Below are 15,460 nucleotides of genomic sequence, written 5' to 3'. Positions count from 1 at the left end.
CAGCGTCCATAGCCCCTCTCCCCCCGGGAGAGGGGTTGGGGTGAGGGTCCGGCGCGAAGCGACTCGCGGAGTTTGGATGCACAAGGCTGCGCCCGGACCCTCATCCGCCCCTGCGGGGCACCTTCCCCCCAAAAGGGGGCCATGGTCCCGATGGGAAAAGGAACAGCGCGACGCGCTTTAGCCCCTCTCCCACCGGGAGAGGGGTTGGGGTGAGGGTACGCCGCGAAGCGACTCGCAGACTTTGAGTGCGCGAGGCTTCGCCCGGACCCTCATCCGCCCCTGCGGGGCACCTTCCCCCCAAAGGGGGCCATGGTCCCGACAAGGAGAAGGCAAGAGCCGCGGCGCGCTGTCCCCCCCCTCAATGCCGATAGATTCCCGGCAACAATCCGCTAAATGTCCCGCACCGACGTTTCGATCCGCCAAGCAGCGAACTCGCCTTCGAACTCGGCCAGACTCAACAGTCCCATGCACGCATGCGCGCCGACCGGCAACGCCGCGCCGCTGGCCAGCTTGCGTACCAGCAGGATCGCGGCCAGGCAGGGGATCTCCGGGCCATGCAGGGTCGGCGCGGTCAACTCCCAGCACAGCGCATGCGGGCGGCCATCGCGCAGGCCGCGCAACCGCACCGACATGCCGCCCAGGTCGCTGCCGAAGCGGTCGAACCAGCGCCCGGCGCGCGCGAACGCTGTCGCCAGCGCCCGCATCGGCAGCGGCACGCCGAGTCCGCGCAGGCGCGCGAGCGCGGCCAGGCAGCGCTGCAGGAACGGCAGTTCCAGCGCCGCACGGAAACGCACGCTGCGCACGCCGGGATAGCGCGCCACCAGCAGGTCGTGATCGGGCACATCGCAGGGCGCGGCCAGGCGCGGGGCGAGCCGTGCGAAGGTCACCCGCTGCGGTGCGGCCCAGCCGCGCGTGCGCTGCCAGCGTCCATCGCACCACCATTCGAAGGGCAGCCCGCAATACGACAGCACCGCGCGCACCGTGGCCATGCCCAGCGGCGTGGCCTGCGCCGGCGCGATGACCAGGTCGATGTCGTGCAGCTGCGAGAAGCGCGGGCGCAGGGCATCGACCACCGCGCTGGACAGCGCCGGCAGGGTGCTGGCGCCGCTGATCGCACTACGCCCGGCCTGCCGCGCCAGCGCATCCAGCGCGGCGGGGAAATCGCGCACGAACGCGCGGCCGTCGGCCAGGTCGATGTAGTGCATGCCGGCCTGCAGGCAGGCGCGCGCCACCGTGTAGTCCTGGCCCTGGAACGGTCCGGCGCTGTGCACGACGATGTCCGCGCCGGTGGCGGCCAGTTGCGCCGGGAAGTCCGCCGCCGCGGTGTCCAGCCGGCACACGGCGACGCCGCCCAGGTCCGCGCCCGCCAGATTGGCCGCCGCCGCGGCGGGATGGCGCCCGGCCACGATCACCTGCAGCGTCGGCGTCGCCGCCAGCGCGCGCACGATGCGCGCGCCGAAATGGCCGTAGCCGCCCAGTACCACCACCTTGCAAACCGCCATCGTCCCCTGCCCGTCCTGCGGCGTCCGCGCCGATTATCCGCGCCGGCGCCGCCTGCGGGGAATCGCTCAGCCGTCGGTCGGCGTCGCCAGCCCCTGCGCGATGGCTTTGCGGATCAACTCCTCGGCCTGCTGCCGCGCGCGCAGGCTGGCATCGGCCTGCTGCTTGCCCAGCCGGGACTGTTGCAGGCCGAGTTGCGCCTGCTGCCTGGCCAGATCCTGGATCTTCTTGCCCAGGTCCTGCCGGCGCAGTTGCTCGGTCGCGCGCAGCGCCGCCATGCGATCGATCTGCGCCTGGCTGGCGGCGCCACGGCTGGCGGCGACCGCCGCCTCGGCCTGGCGGGCGGCGCTCTCGGCCATCTGCGAGCTCAGTTCCGCCATGCGTTCGCCCAGGTCGCCCTGGCGCTCGCCGAGATCGCCGAGCTGGTCGCCCAGTTCGGCCTGCGCATCGGCCAGGTCCAGGGTCTGCGCGTGCAGCGCCTCGAAGTGCGCCAGCGCGTCCGGGTCGCGGACCACATAGCGGCGGCCGTCATGGCGGATCCACAGCAGGTCGCCGTTGCCGGCCAGGCGACGCGCTTCGCGCAGGTCGTCCAGCGAGGCGTCCATCAGGTTGTGTCCGTCCTGCACCAGCACGTAGGCATCGCGGTCGTCGTGCTGCCCGAGCGAGATGCGGCCCTGGGTGACCAGCGCGTCGGCCTGATTTGGCGCGGTGGGAGGCGTGGGCGCGACCGGCGGCTGCGGCGCCGTCGGGGGCGTGGGCGCGGGCCGGGCCAGCACGCTCGCCACGATCGACGGCGCGGCCGCCGGGGCCGCGGGTGCCGCAGGCGTGGCCGGTGCAGCCGGCGCGACGGGCGAGATGGGCGATGCAGCAACCGGCGTCGCATTGGCCAGCACCGGCTTGGCGACCAGGCGCAGCGGCATCACCCCGGCCAGCGCGATCGCGGCGGTGATCAGCCCCGCGCCCAAGCGCGAAAACGATGCGGTGCTCTGCAGCATCAGCAGCCGCCGCTTCAGGCTGACGAAGCTGGGCGAGGCGCTGGCGACGCCGGCCGCCGGCCGCGGCGCGACGCCCAGTCGCACCAGCAGGCGCGCGTAGTTGTGCCGGCAGTGCCGGTGCCCGGCCACCACCGCCGCGTCGCAGGCCGCTTCGCGCGCCAGCGCGTATTCGCGCACCGCCAGGTGCACCAGCGGATGGAAGAAGAACAGGTGCTGCGCCAGCGCCGGCAACAGGCCCCACCACAGGTCGCGGCGCTGCAGGTGCACCAGTTCGTGGGTCAGCGCCATGTCCAGGTCGTCGGCGTGCATCGCCGCCAGGCGCTGCGCCGGCAACAGCAGCACCGGCCGCCACGGCCCGATCAGCTGCGGCGAATCGATCTGCGCGGACAGCCGCAGTTGCGGCGGCTCGCGCAGGCCGTGCGCGTCGGCGGCCAGGCGCAAGGCGCCGAGCAAGGCGGCATCGGTGCACGGCACGCTGGCACGCACCAGGCGCCGGCTGGCGCGGTAGGCATGAGCGCTGCGCAGCACGCCGAGCAACACGCCCGCCAGCCACAGCGCGACCAGCGCCTGCGCCCAAGACAGCGGCGCGGCGGCAGAGGCGGCCTGCGGCGTGGAGGCATGCGGCGCTGCTGCAGCCGTTGCATTTGCAGCGCCCGCGGCCTGCAGCGACGCGGCCGGCAATGCGGTCGCGGCCACCGCGACCGGCGCCGGCGCGGCAGGCAGCACCGGCAGGTGCACGGCGCCGGCCCACAGCAGGCCGAGCACGGTCTGCGCGCCGACCAGCCACCACAGCCGGCAGCGCGTGGCCGCCGGCAATGCCGGCAGCCAGCGGCACAGCGCCCAGATCGCCGCGACCAGCACCGCGGCCTGCACGCTGGTCGCCAGCAGCCGCGACAGCAGGGTCTCGAACAAGCTCGTGCCGAAGATCGTGTCCATGCTCAATCCTCCCGCCGCTGCGATTGCAATTTGGCGACCAGCGCCTCCAGTTCCGCCAGCTCGTCGTCGCTGACCTCGGCGCGCTGCGACATCCACGCCACGAACGGCGACACCGAGCCTTGCAAGGTCTTCTCGACGAAGCTGCCGACCGCGCTGCGCACCACGTCGTCCTGTCCGGCGGTGGCGGCGTAGCGGTACACGCCCTGCACCTGGCGCCGGCGCAGATAGGCCTTGGCGCGCAGCCGCTCCATCATCGTCAGCACGGTGGAGCGGGCCAGCCCGCGGGTCTCGCCGAAGCCGGCGGCGACCTCGCCCACGCTGGCCTCGCCCTGTTCGCCGATGTACTGCAGCAGGGCCAGTTCCTGGTCCCCGATCGATTTGCGTCGCATCCGCCCGCCCCAGTGACTACACGTGTCGCCAAACCTACCCGTGGCGACACCTGTAGTCAATAGGCCGTCGGTCATTGCCGGAAGAGCCGGTCGGCGCCGAGGCTTCGCCTCTCGGTGCGCGCGCAAGGGCACGCGATCCTCGCTCTCGATGCGAGAAAGACATCCGCCATGCAGCGCGATCTCTTCGCTGGAGCTGTTCCATCCAGCACGGCCGCTACGGTGACGCGATGGTCCAAGAAAGAGGACGCCGACCTACCCTTTCAGGACCAGCGATGCATCCGGATACCTGGCGCACATGAAGTCCACGAAGGCCCGCACCTTCGGCGCGGCCAGTCGCCTGGAGGTGTGCAACACCCACAGCGCCGGCTCCACGCCGGAGATCGTCCCCCACTGCACCAACTCGCCGCGCGCGAGTTGGTTCCAGGCGATCGACTGCGGAATCAGCGCCACTCCTCCGCCGGCGATCGCCGCGTCGCGGACCATCAGGAACGAGGAGAACCTCAGCCTCGGGATGGGTTCCAGCACCAGGCGCCCGCCATCGAGCGTCCACGTGGTCGGCTGGAAGCTCGACATGACGACGCCGGGCACCGGCCTGACCGCGCCGCCGGACGGCATTGCCACGGAGGGCGCGGCCACGACGACCAGCCGATCCCTGGCGAAGCAGCGTCCGACCAGGCCGCTATCCGGGCTGGGGTTGATCCGAATGGCGACGTCGAACTGCTCTTCCACCAGATCCACCGTGCGGTCGTCCGCCACCACCTCCAGCGTGATCTCCGGATACGCCGCGCAGAAATCCGCGCCGATGCTGCCCATCGCCAACTGCGAGAAAAGCACCGGAGACGCCACGCGCAGGCGTCCTCGCGGTGCCGAGAGCCCCTCGCGCGCGGCGGTCAGGGCCTCGGCCACTTCGTTCAAGGGCATTTCGGTGCGGTCCATCAGCAGCTGCCCGGCCTCGGTGAGCCTGAGGCCGCGTGCGCTGCGCTCGACCAACCGCACCCCCAGTTGCTCCTCGAGCTCGGCGATGCGCCGCGACAGGGTCGCCTTCGATCTGCCACTCGCGCGGCTGGCCTTGCCCAGGCCTTGATTGGCGGCGACCAGGGCGAAATCGGTCAGGGCGTTCAGATCCATGGTGTTTCATATTTGAAACGAGGAGTCTACATCCTGGCATCTTCGTATTGCTCTCGCAACGGCATATCGTCTCGTCACCGCAACGCCAGACGAGCAACCACCATGAGCACCACACAACGCGCAGTCCTGATCCGCGCCTACGGCGACGCCGACGCCGCCGAAGTCGCCACCATCGCCAAACCAGAAGCAGCACAGGGCCAGGTGCTGGTCCGCGTCCACGCCGCCGGCGTGAACGGCATCGACTGGAAGGTCCGCACCGGCCTGGTGCGCGATGTCTTCCAGTTGCAATTCCCGGCGGTGCTGGGCGCAGAACTGGCTGGCGTCGTCGCGGCGGTCGGACCCGGCGCGACCCGTTTCCGGGTCGGCGACCGTGTCATGGGCGCCATGAGCGGGCTCGGGGCCTACGCCGAGTTCGTCGCGGTGGACGAGACCGCGCTGGCACGCACGCCCGACGGCCTGGACGACCTCCATGCGGCCGCCATGCCGGTCGCCGCGATCGCGGCCTGGAACAGCCTGCACCTTGCCGGGCCGCTGCACTCCGGCCAGCGGATCCTGATCCATGGCGCTGCCGGCGGGCTGGGCGGTTATGCCGTGCAGTACGCCAAGCGCGCCGGGGCCGAGGTGTTCGCCACCGCATCCGCGGCGCATGGCGACTATGTCCGCGGCCTCGGCGCGGACCATGTCATCGACTACCAGTCGCAACGCTTTGAAGACATCGCCCGGGACATCGACCTGGTCCTGGACTACGCCGGCGGCGAGGTACTGGACCGCTCGTGGCAGGTGCTGGCGCCGAACGGGGTCATCGTCGGCACGACCTCGCCGGACATCCTGGCGCGCACGCCGCCTGGCCGCCGCGGCCTGTGGTTCATGAACAAGCCGGACGCCGCCCTCCTGGAAACACTGGCCGCCGAGGTCGCGAGCGGCGCGCTGACCGCCAAGGTCGGCGAGGTGGTCGGCTTCGCCGACATCCCCCTGGCCATCGAACGCAATCGCACCGCCTCCCGCGCCGGCAAGGTCGTCGCCGACCTGTTGCGCTGACTCACCCTTCCATCCACAGCAGGAGATTCACCATGAGCATTCTCGTTACCGGTGCCACCGGCACCGTCGGTTCCCTCATCGCCCAAGGCCTCGCCGAGGCCGGCGCGGAGGTCAAGGCGCTGGTTCGCCAGCCGGGCAAGCGCGCATTCCCCGCCGGTGTCACCGAAGTCGTCGCCGACCTGACCGACGTTCCCTCGATGCGCGCCGCATTGTCGTCGGTGCGCACGCTGTTCCTGTTGAATGCGGTCACCCCCGACGAGGTGACGCAGGCGCTGATCGCGCTGAATCTGGCCAGGGAAGCCGGGATCGAGCGCATCGTGTACCTGTCGGTCATCCATGCCGACAAGTACAGCAACGTGCCGCACTTCACCGGCAAGCACACCGTCGAACGCATGATCGAGCGCCTGGATATTCCCGCGACGATCCTGCGTCCTGCGTACTTCATGCAGAACGAGGCCATGGTGCAGCAGACGATCCAGGACTACGGCGTCTATCCGATGCCGATCGGTGCGGCGGGTATCGCGATGATCGACGCGCGCGACATCGCCGACATCGCCGTCGCCGAGCTGCTGCGGCGCGACCGGGCCCCTGCCGCGCTGGAGCGCATCACGCTGGAACTGGTCGGCCCGCAGGCGCTGACCGGCGCCTCCGTCGCCAAGGTCTGGAGTTCCGCGCTCGGCCGCGAGATCGCCTACGCCGGCGACGACGTAGCCGCCTTCGAAGCGCAACTGGCGGCGCATGGCCCGTCGTGGCTGGCCTACGACATGCGCCTGATGATGGCGGGCATCCAGCAGTTCGGCATGCACGCCGCCGACGGCACGGTGGAGAAACTGCAGGCCATCCTGGGACGCCCGTTGCGCACCTATGACGCCTTCGTGCGCGAGGCCACGGCGCGGGCCTGACGCAGCGTGCGCAGCAAGCGCGGGCTTCCCGCGCTTGCTGCGCGCGTGCGTTTGTTCGATCCATGGCGTTCGCAACCACGCCGGCAGCGCCGCGCGGAGGATGTCCGCCATCGGCGCTGCCGGAACGGGCCGCTCGCCCGTTCGCCATGCAGGCGGCGGCTCAGCCCTGCGGACCGCCCATCACCGGCAGGATCGCGCCGCTGATGTAGCTGGCGGTGATCGGCGAGGCCAGGAACACGTAGGCCGGCGACAGTTCCTCCGGCTGCGCCGGGCGGCCCATCGCGCTGCTCTTGCCGAACTCGGCCACGTCCTCGGCGGCCTTGTCGGCCGGATTCAACGGGGTCCACACCGGGCCCGGCGCGACCGCGTTGACGCGGATCCCGCGCGGCTGCAGCTGGCTGGCCAGGGCCATGGTGAAGGCGTGGATCGCGCCCTTGGTCGCCGAATAGTCGAGCAGCGACTTGCTGCCGAACAGGCCGGTCTCCGAACCGCTGTTGATGATCGCCGCACCGCGCTTGAGATGCGGCAAGGCCGCGCGCGCCATGTGGAAGTAGCCGCCGATGTTGGTCTGCAGGGTCTCCTGCAGGTGCGCGTCGCTGAGCTCTTCCAGGGCATGGCAGTGCAGCTGGAAGGCGGCGTTGTTGACCAGGATGTCGAGTCCGCCGAAGGCGCGCACGGTCTGCGCGACCGCGTCCTCGCAGAACGCCGGATCCTTCACGTCGCCGGCGATGGTCAGGCAGCGCCGGCCTTCCTTCTCCACGTGTGCGCGGGTGACCTGCGCATCCTCGTGCTCGTCCAGGTACAGCACCGCCACGTCGGCGCCTTCGCGCGCGAACAGCACCGCCACCGCACGGCCGATGCCCGAGTCGGCGCCGGTGACGATCGCGCTCATGCCGCGCAGCTTGCCGCTGCCCACGTACTCCGGCGCCTCGAACCGCGGCTGCAGCGCCAGGTCCTGTTCCTTGCCGGGCTTGCGCAGGTGCTGCCTGGGCATGCGCTCGGGCTGCTTGCGCGCGCCGGCCTGGGTCGGCGCGGACTTTTTGGCCTTGGCCTTGGACGCCGCCTCGCCGGCATCGATCTTGCGCTGCAGGGCGCGCTGGGTCTGCGCGGTCTTGCCGGCGGTGGACACGGATCCGGCAGGCGTCGCACGGGAGGACGCGGACGTGTTGGAGGCGGCAGGACGCTTGTTGTTGCTGGAAGCCATCGGCATTGCTCCGATATGCGGGACGCCGCGCCGCGTGGCGCCGCGTCGGGTGGGTGAGCGGATGGGTGCGCGCTAGACGCGGTCGGCGGCGCCGTCCACGCCATGGCCGACGCTGCGGTGCAAGGCGACGCCATGGATCGCGCACTCCAACGCAGCGAAGGGGCCGCTGCGGGCGCCCTGGGTCGGGGAAAAGGCCTTGACGTCGTCATTGCCGCAGACATCGCAGGTGGCCATGCTCGGCTCCGGTCGGCTGGGGAGGGCGCAGTCTGGCCAAGCCCGCGGCCACGCCGGGTGAAGCCCGGCGCCGCTCTCTTCATGCCGCGCAAACATCCGCCGCGACACGCTCGCGCTATCCGCACGAAGGAACCCGTCCATGATCCGCCATCCGCTCGCCCTCGCCGTTCCATTCGCCGCCAGCCTGTTGCTCGGCGCCTGCAGCACCACCCAGATCGCCCAGGTGCAGCCGATCGACGGCGTCATCTCCGGCCAGTGCCACGTCGACAAGGTCCGCGGCGCGGTCGGCCTGGCCGCGGCGCAGACCACCGTCGAGCGCGCCCGCGTCGACAGCGACAGCCTGAAGGTGCAGGTGGTGAACAGCAGCGTCGGCGGCAGCGGCGCCACCTCCAGCGGCGTGGACAGCGCGACCCGCGGCGCCGGCGAGAGCGGCGGCGAACGCCTGACCATCGAGGTCGGCCCGTACAACAACATCACCACGCTGTATTGCGGTTGAGGCAGAGGGCGCGCGGCGCCGGCTGAGCGGCGCGGACGCAGCCGTTCCGCCGCGTCCGCGTCGCCCGTGATGCAGCCGCACGCGAACGAGCGGCCGCACCTGCGCTTCGCTCAACTGCCTTTGCGTGGGCGCGTCGCTTTTGCGGCCGCCGCGCTGCGGCCGGCCCGACGCGATGCGGCAGGCGCCGCCGATCCGGCGCCTGCCGGCTTCGCACCCGGTTTCCTCGCCCCCGCGGCCTTGGTCGCCTTGCGCGTGGCGGCACGTGCCTGCGCCAGGTACTTCAGCGTGGCCAAATCCCACTGCCGCTCGCCGCGCACGCGCTCGCACAGCCCGTGCAACTCGCCGCCGCGCCAGCCGGCGAACACGCACGGGTCGATGTAGGCCTTGCGGCACACCGCCGGGGTGTTGCCCAGCGCGTCGGCGACCTCGCGGATCACCGCGTTCTGCGCCAGCTTCAGCGCGCGCTCGCTGCTGGGTTCGGGCAGGGGCAGTTGCGCCAGCCGCTGCAGCGCGGCGCGGGTGCCGCCCCAGGTGCGGAAGTCCTTGGCGGTGAAGCTCTCGCCCATCGCCTCGCGCAGGTAGTCGTTGACCTCGCCCGAGTCCACCGGCTGCAGCTGGCCGTCGTCGTCGCGGTACTGGAACAGCGCCTGCCCGGGCAATTGCTGGCAGCCGCGGATCAGCTTGACCAGGCGCGCGTCGTCGACCTCGATGTCGTGCTCCTGCCCGCCCTTGCCGCGGAACTTCAGCCGCGCGCGGCCGCCCTTGACGAATTCCAGGTGGCGGTTGCGCAGCGTGGTCAGGCCGTAGGAACGGTTGCTGCGCGCGTATTCGGCATTGCCGACGCGCACCAGGGTCTCGGCCATCAGTGCCACCACCATCGCCAGCACCTTGTCGCGCGGGTAGCCGGGCAGCGCCAGGTCGCGGCGCAGGCGCCGGCGCAGCCGCGGCAGGGCCTGGCCGAAGGCCATGATCCGTTCGAACTTGCCGTCGCCGCGCACCTGCGCCCAGTCGGCGTGGTAGCGGTACTGCTTGCGCCGCCGCGCATCGCGGCCGGTGGCCTGCACGTGGCCGTTGGCCTTGGTGCAGATCCACACCTCGGTATAGGCCGGCGGGATGGCCAGCTGGCGGATGCGCTGCAGGGTCGGCGCGTCGCGCACCGCGCTGCCGTCGGGCAGGCGGTAGCCGAAGCCCTTGCCGGCGCGGCGGCGGGCGATGCCGGGCTGGTCGTCACTGACATAGACCAGGCCGGCGCTGCTGGCGGCCTGTCTGGCCTGCAGCGCGCGCGCCGCCTCGGTGGCGGCGGTGGGACGGGACGCGTTGGACATCGGGACGCCAGCGGTTGCGGAGCGGCGATTGTCGGCAGCGCGCTGCCTAGGCCGCGTCAACGCCGGAGCGGTTAACGTGCGGCGAACGCGACTTGTCCGATTCTTCTGCGCTTATGCTGGACCCGTCCTCCCTCCACCCACCAGGAGCCCCGATGAGCACTTTCCTTTCTTCTCGTGCGTCCGCGCGTGCCGGCCTGTTCGGCACGGCCTGCCTGGCGCTGGCACTGGCCGCGTGCACCGCGCCGCCGCCGGACGAGCAGGAACAGGTGGCGGCCAAGGCCCAGGCCGCCGCGCAACAGGCCGCCGCGCCGGATCCGGCCAGCGCCCCGGAGCCGCCGCCGGTCGGCACCTGCGACGCCTCGCAGGCGCAGGGCCTGGTCGGCCAGGCCGCCGAACAGGCGCTGCTGGACCAGGCGCGCACCGACACCGGCGCCAAGAGCGTGCGCGTGCTCAAGCCGAACCAGGCGGTGACCATGGAGTTCGACGGCGAACGGCTCAATATCGAGGTCGATGCCAGGAACCAGATCACCGGCGTGCGCTGCGGCTGAGGTCCGTCCGCCGCCGCGGACGGGCGGCGAATCCGGTCGCGGCGGCAAGACCGTCGCCGCGGCTACGGTTGCAGCTGCAACCGTGTATTGCGGCACCGCACCAACATGTGCTTTAGTCGATGTTCCGGTGACCTCAAGATGCGCTCCAGGATAGAGCGGGGGCGAGTGTCGCCGCGTTCCTTCGGATCGCTTTTCAGAGGCAGACATGGCCCCCCGCAACCGCCACGGGCTCTACGACCCCCAAGACGAGCGCGATGCCTGTGGTTTCGGCATGGTCGCGCAACTCGATGACCAACCCTCGCGGGCCTTGGTGGATACCGCCATTGCCGCGCTGTCGCGGATGACCCACCGTGGCGGCGTCGCCGCCGACGGCCTGACCGGCGACGGCTGCGGCCTGCTGATCCGCAAACCCGATGCGTTCCTGCGCGCGCTGGCGCGCGACGCCGGCATCGCGGTGGGCGCGCGCTTCGCCGCCGGCCAGGTGTTCATGCCGCGCGACGACGCCGATGGCGCCGCGCGCTGCCGCCAGGTGCTGGAAGAGGAACTGGTCCGCGCCGGCGCGCAGCCGCGCGGCTGGCGGGTCACCCCCACCGACGATTCGGTGTGCGGGCAGCTGGCCAAGGACACCCTGCCGCACATCGAGCAGGTATTCGTCGATGCCGGCGCCGAGCAGGGCGACGACGCCTTCGCCCTGGCCCTGTTCCTGGCGCGCCGCCGCACCGAGCAGCGCCTGCGCGACCTCGCCGACTTCTACGTCACCACGCTCTCGCCCAACGGCATCAGCTACAAGGGCATGGTGCTGCCGGACAAGCTCAGCACCTTCTACCCGGACCTGCAGCGCAGCGACCTGGCCTCCAGCGCCATCGTCTTCCACCAGCGCTTCTCGACCAACACGCTGCCGCGCTGGCCGCTGGCGCACCCGTTCCGGCTGCTCGCGCACAACGGCGAGATCAACACCATCGAGGGCAACCGGCACTGGGCGCAGGCGCGCAGCAAGGTGTGGAAGACCCCGCGCTTCGACATCGCCGAGTTCGACCCGGTGATCTCGATGCACGGCTCGGACTCGCAGAGCCTGGACAACATGCTCGAGCTGCTGGTCGCCGGCGGCATGGACCTGCTGCAGGCGCTGCGCATCCTGGTGCCGCCGGCGACCCAGTCGCTGGAGTTCAAGGACGCCGACCTGGCCGCGTTCTACGAGTTCTACGGGCTCAACACCGAGCCGTGGGACGGCCCGGCCGGCATCGTCGCCTGCGACGGCCGCTACGCGGCGTGCATGCTCGACCGCAACGGGCTGCGCCCGGCGCGCTGGATGCTGACCTCCGACCGCCATTTCCTGGTCGCCTCCGAGGCGGGCGTGTGGGAACTGCCGGCCGAGCGCGTGACCCGCAAGGGCAAGCTCGGCCCGGGCGAGATGATGGCCATCGACCTGAAGCGTGGCGACCTGCTCGACTCGGACGCGATCGACCGCATCAACCGCGGCCGCGCCCCGTACAAGCAGTGGCTGCAGCAGGGCGTCACCTACCTGCAGACCGAGCTGATCGATCCCTCGCTGGTCGAGGAGCCCTTCGACGAGCGCACCCTGCGCAGCTACCACAAGCTGTTCCAGCTCAGCACCGAGGAAGTGGAGCAGGTGCTGCGGCCGCTGGCCGAGACCGAGCAGGAAGCCACCGGCTCGATGGGCGACGACACCCCGATGGCGGTGCTCAGCCGCCACACCCGGCCGCTGTACGACTACTTCCGCCAGGCGTTCGCGCAGGTCACCAACCCGCCGATCGATCCGTTGCGGGAAGACTGCGTGATGTCGCTGACCACCCAGCTCGGCAAGGAGACCAACATCTTCCATGCCGGCCCGGAGACGGTGAACCACGTCATCCTCAATTCGCCGGTGCTCAGCCAGCGCAAGCTGCGCCAGCTGCTGAAGATGGAGCAGTACCAGACCCGCAACGCGCAGATCGACCTGTCCTACAGCGTCGAGGAAGGCCTCAAGGCCGGCCTGGAGCGCATCTGCGCCGAGGCCGAGCAGGCCGCGCGCGGCGGCAAGGTCATGCTGCTGCTGACCGACCGCTACCCGGTGCCGGAACGGCCGATGGCGCATGCGCTGCTGGCCACCGGCGCGGTGCACCACCACCTGTCGCGGGTGGGCCTGCGCTGCGACGTCAACCTGATCATCGAGACCGGCACCGCGCGCGACCCGCACCACATGGCCTGCCTGCTCGGCTTCGGCGCCACCGCGGTGTATCCGTACCTGGCCTACCAGACCCTGTTCGACCTGGGCCGGCGCGGCATCCTGCTGCTGAAGAAGGGCGGCGAACAGGCGCAGATCGGCCGCAAGTACCGCAAGGGCATCTACAAGGGCCTGTCCAAGATCATCTCCAAGATGGGCATCTGCACCATCGCCAGCTACCGCGGCGCGCAGCTGTTCGAGATCGTCGGGCTGGACCCGGACGTGGTGCAGCTGTGCTTCCCCGACACCGCCTCGCGCATCGGCGGGGTCAACCTGGCGCGGCTGGACACCGAGGCGCGGCAGCTGACCGCGCGCGCCTGGAACGACCTGCTCAAGCCGGAGGTGGGCGGCCTGCTGAAGTACGTGCACGGCGGCGAGTACCACATGTACAACCCGGACGTGGTCATGACCCTGCAGCGCGCCACGCGCAGCGGCGACCAGGCCGACTGGGCGGCGTACGCCGACGCGGTGCATTCGCGTCCGCCCTCGGCATTGCGCGACCTGCTGCAGCTGCGCCAGGCCGAAGTGCCGACCCCGCTCGACCAGGTCGCTCCGGCCGCGGACCTGCTGCGCCGTTTCGACACCGCCGCGATCAGCCTGGGCGCGCTGTCGCCCGAGGCGCACGAGGCGCTGGCGGTCGCGATGAACCGCCTCGGCGGGCGCAGCAACTCCGGCGAGGGCGGCGAAGACCCGGCCCGCTACGGCACCGAGAAGCGCTCCAAGATCAAGCAGGTGGCCTCCGGCCGCTTCGGCGTCACCCCCGAGTACCTGGTCAACGCCGAGGTGCTGCAGATCAAGGTCGCGCAGGGCGCCAAGCCCGGCGAAGGCGGCCAGCTGCCTGGGCACAAGGTCAACGAGCTGATCGCGCGGCTGCGCTACGCCAAGCCGGGCATCGGCCTGATCTCGCCGCCGCCGCACCACGACATCTATTCGATCGAGGACCTGGCGCAGCTGATCTACGACCTCAAGCAGGTCAATCCGCAGGCGCTGGTGTCGGTGAAGCTGGTCAGCCATGCCGGCGTGGGCACCATCGCCGCCGGCGTGGTCAAGGCCGGCGCCGACCTGATCACCGTGTCCGGCCACGACGGCGGCACCGGCGCCAGCCCGGTCAGCTCGATCCGCTACGCGGGCGTGCCGTGGGAACTGGGCGTGGCCGAGTCGCACCAGGCGCTGGTCGCCAACAACCTGCGCGACCGCACCATCCTGCAGACCGACGGCGGCCTGAAGACCGGCCTGGACGTGGTCAAGGCCGCGATCCTGGGCGCGGACAGCTTCGGCTTCGGCACCGGCCCGATGATCGTGCTCGGCTGCAAGTACCTGCGCATCTGCCACCTCAACAACTGCGCCACCGGCGTGGCCACGCAGGACGAGCGCCTGCGCGCCAACCACTTCGTCGGCCTGCCCGAACGCGTGGAGAACTTCTTCAAGCTGCTGTCCGAGGAAGTGCGGCAATGGCTGTCGTACCTGGGCGCGCGCTCGCTGGACGAGATCATCGGCCGCACCGAGCTGCTGCAGCAACTGGACGTGTCGCCGCGCGAAGGCGTGCGCGTGGACCTGTCGCGGCTGCTCAAGGACGTGCGCTACGACGGCGGCCACTGCGCGGCGCAGCGCCTGTACGAATCGCCGGACAGCCTGGCCACGCAGATGGACGGCCTGCTCGCCGACGCGATCGCCAACAAGAGCGGCGGCGACCACCGCTTCCTGATCCACAACACCGACCGCTCGATCGGCGCGCGCCTGTCCGGCGCCATCGCCCGCGTGCACGGCAACCACGGCATGGACGATGCGCCGCTGACCCTGCGCTTCCGCGGCTCGGCCGGGCAGAGCTTCGGCGCGTTCAACGCCGGCGGCCTGCAGCTGGAGCTGGAAGGCGAGGCCAACGACTACGTCGGCAAGGGCATGGCCGGCGGCCGCCTGGTGGTGCGTCCGCCGCGCGGCGCGCGCTTCGAGGCGCGCAGCACCGCGATCATCGGCAACACCTGCCTGTACGGCGCCACCGGCGGCGAGCTGTACGCCGCCGGCCGCGCCGGCGAGCGCTTCGGCGTGCGCAACTCCGGCGCGCTGGCGGTGATCGAAGGCGCCGGCGACCACTGCTGCGAATACATGACCGACGGCATCGTGCTGGTGCTGGGCAAGGTCGGGCTGAACTTCGGGGCCGGCTTCACCGGCGGGCTGGCCTACGTGCTCGACGTGGACCGCGACTTCGTCGACCGCTACAACCACGAGCTGATCGACATCCATCGCATCTCCGCCGAAGGCTTCGAGAGCCACCGCCAGCACCTGCACAAGCTGATCAGCCGCCACCGTGAACTGACCGGCAGCATCTGGGCGCAGCAGATCCTCGACGAGTTCCGCGACTACGTCGGCAAGTTCTGGCTGGTCAAACCGAAGGCGGCGAGCATCGAGTCGCTGACCGAATCGCTGCGCCGAGCCGCCTGATGGCGGCCCGTCGCAGCGAAGGGATTGGGGATTCGAGATTCGGGATTGGGAACAGCAAGCCCGTATCGGATCCGACGCCAGTCCCTCGCTTTCTCGAATCCC

Annotated in this window: 12 protein-coding genes; 5 read left to right on the top strand and 7 right to left on the bottom strand. The window is 71.0% G+C overall.

Features of this window, described 5'->3' with window-relative positions; genetic code table 11:
* Positions 1-389: 389 nt before the first annotated feature.
* The 4 genes from AB3X10_RS00995 to AB3X10_RS00980 all read right to left on the bottom strand — a co-directional run bounded on the left by AB3X10_RS00995 (position 390) and on the right by AB3X10_RS00980 (position 4,948).
* Positions 390-1,502 (bottom strand): saccharopine dehydrogenase family protein, encoded by a 1,113-nt coding sequence (locus AB3X10_RS00995; protein ID WP_369978286.1) that lies wholly within the window; start codon positions 1,500-1,502, stop codon positions 390-392.
* A gap of 66 nt (positions 1,503-1,568) precedes the next feature.
* Positions 1,569-3,431, bottom strand: a complete 1,863-nt coding sequence (locus AB3X10_RS00990; RefSeq protein ID WP_369978285.1) for a M56 family metallopeptidase — start codon at positions 3,429-3,431, stop codon at positions 1,569-1,571.
* A 2-nt stretch (positions 3,432-3,433) separates the two neighbouring features.
* Positions 3,434-3,820, bottom strand: a complete 387-nt coding sequence (locus AB3X10_RS00985) for a BlaI/MecI/CopY family transcriptional regulator (protein WP_228320807.1) — start codon at positions 3,818-3,820, stop codon at positions 3,434-3,436.
* A gap of 252 nt (positions 3,821-4,072) precedes the next feature.
* Positions 4,073-4,948, bottom strand: coding sequence for a LysR family transcriptional regulator (locus AB3X10_RS00980; protein WP_369978282.1), 876 nt, complete (start codon positions 4,946-4,948; stop codon positions 4,073-4,075).
* A 102-nt stretch (positions 4,949-5,050) separates the two neighbouring features.
* On the opposite strand from AB3X10_RS00980, the gene AB3X10_RS00975 reads away from it, so the two are divergent.
* A complete protein-coding gene (locus AB3X10_RS00975; protein ID WP_369978280.1) occupies positions 5,051-5,986 on the top strand; it encodes an NADP-dependent oxidoreductase in 936 nt (311 codons plus the stop codon).
* 32 nt (positions 5,987-6,018) lie between these two features.
* The gene (locus AB3X10_RS00970) at positions 6,019-6,888 is read left to right on the top strand and encodes an NmrA/HSCARG family protein (protein ID WP_369978278.1); all 870 of its coding nucleotides are present in this window, start codon (positions 6,019-6,021) and stop codon (positions 6,886-6,888) included.
* A gap of 160 nt (positions 6,889-7,048) precedes the next feature.
* Here the strand turns inward: AB3X10_RS00970 and AB3X10_RS00965 are convergent, their stop codons facing one another.
* Together AB3X10_RS00965 and AB3X10_RS00960 are read right to left on the bottom strand one after the other, a co-directional pair.
* The gene (locus tag AB3X10_RS00965; RefSeq protein WP_369978276.1) at positions 7,049-8,092 is read right to left on the bottom strand and encodes an SDR family oxidoreductase; all 1,044 of its coding nucleotides are present in this window, start codon (positions 8,090-8,092) and stop codon (positions 7,049-7,051) included.
* Positions 8,093-8,164: 72 nt separating this feature from the next.
* Positions 8,165-8,326 (bottom strand): hypothetical protein, encoded by a 162-nt coding sequence (locus AB3X10_RS00960; protein ID WP_369978274.1) that lies wholly within the window; start codon positions 8,324-8,326, stop codon positions 8,165-8,167.
* Positions 8,327-8,465: 139 nt separating this feature from the next.
* Here AB3X10_RS00960 and AB3X10_RS00955 point away from each other — a divergent pair, with 139 nt between their 5' ends.
* Positions 8,466-8,822, top strand: a complete 357-nt coding sequence (locus AB3X10_RS00955; RefSeq protein WP_369978272.1) for a hypothetical protein — start codon at positions 8,466-8,468, stop codon at positions 8,820-8,822.
* 110 nt (positions 8,823-8,932) lie between these two features.
* Here the strand turns inward: AB3X10_RS00955 and AB3X10_RS00950 are convergent, their stop codons facing one another.
* Positions 8,933-10,147 carry a DNA topoisomerase IB gene (locus AB3X10_RS00950; protein WP_369978270.1) on the bottom strand — a complete coding sequence of 405 codons (1,215 nt, stop codon included), beginning with the start codon at positions 10,145-10,147 and terminating at the stop codon, positions 8,933-8,935.
* Positions 10,148-10,299: 152 nt separating this feature from the next.
* On the opposite strand from AB3X10_RS00950, the gene AB3X10_RS00945 reads away from it, so the two are divergent.
* On the top strand, positions 10,300-10,695 hold the full coding sequence (locus AB3X10_RS00945; protein WP_369978268.1) for an I78 family peptidase inhibitor: 396 nt from the start codon (positions 10,300-10,302) through the stop codon (positions 10,693-10,695).
* A gap of 205 nt (positions 10,696-10,900) precedes the next feature.
* A complete protein-coding gene (gene gltB, locus AB3X10_RS00940) occupies positions 10,901-15,358 on the top strand; it encodes a glutamate synthase large subunit (protein WP_369978266.1) in 4,458 nt (1,485 codons plus the stop codon).
* Positions 15,359-15,460 lie beyond the last annotated feature (102 nt).

It is taken from the genome of Xanthomonas sp. DAR 80977 (assembly GCF_041240605.1).
Taxonomy (GTDB): Bacteria; Pseudomonadota; Gammaproteobacteria; order Xanthomonadales; family Xanthomonadaceae; genus Xanthomonas_A; species Xanthomonas_A bundabergensis.
The sequence above is the reverse complement of the archived record's forward strand: the minus strand, read 5'-3'. Positions and strand labels throughout refer to the sequence as shown.

Coding starts and splice junctions, on each gene's coding strand:
- AB3X10_RS00995 (WP_369978286.1), bottom strand. CDS start 1,502: ATGGCGGTTTGCAAGGTGGTGGTACTGGGCGGCTACGGCCATTTCGGC.
- AB3X10_RS00990 (WP_369978285.1), bottom strand. CDS start 3,431: ATGGACACGATCTTCGGCACGAGCTTGTTCGAGACCCTGCTGTCGCGG.
- AB3X10_RS00985 (WP_228320807.1), bottom strand. CDS start 3,820: ATGCGACGCAAATCGATCGGGGACCAGGAACTGGCCCTGCTGCAGTAC.
- AB3X10_RS00980 (WP_369978282.1), bottom strand. CDS start 4,948: ATGGATCTGAACGCCCTGACCGATTTCGCCCTGGTCGCCGCCAATCAA.
- AB3X10_RS00975 (WP_369978280.1), top strand. CDS start 5,051: ATGAGCACCACACAACGCGCAGTCCTGATCCGCGCCTACGGCGACGCC.
- AB3X10_RS00970 (WP_369978278.1), top strand. CDS start 6,019: ATGAGCATTCTCGTTACCGGTGCCACCGGCACCGTCGGTTCCCTCATC.
- AB3X10_RS00965 (WP_369978276.1), bottom strand. CDS start 8,092: ATGGCTTCCAGCAACAACAAGCGTCCTGCCGCCTCCAACACGTCCGCG.
- AB3X10_RS00960 (WP_369978274.1), bottom strand. CDS start 8,326: ATGGCCACCTGCGATGTCTGCGGCAATGACGACGTCAAGGCCTTTTCC.
- AB3X10_RS00955 (WP_369978272.1), top strand. CDS start 8,466: ATGATCCGCCATCCGCTCGCCCTCGCCGTTCCATTCGCCGCCAGCCTG.
- AB3X10_RS00950 (WP_369978270.1), bottom strand. CDS start 10,147: ATGTCCAACGCGTCCCGTCCCACCGCCGCCACCGAGGCGGCGCGCGCG.
- AB3X10_RS00945 (WP_369978268.1), top strand. CDS start 10,300: ATGAGCACTTTCCTTTCTTCTCGTGCGTCCGCGCGTGCCGGCCTGTTC.
- gltB (WP_369978266.1), top strand. CDS start 10,901: ATGGCCCCCCGCAACCGCCACGGGCTCTACGACCCCCAAGACGAGCGC.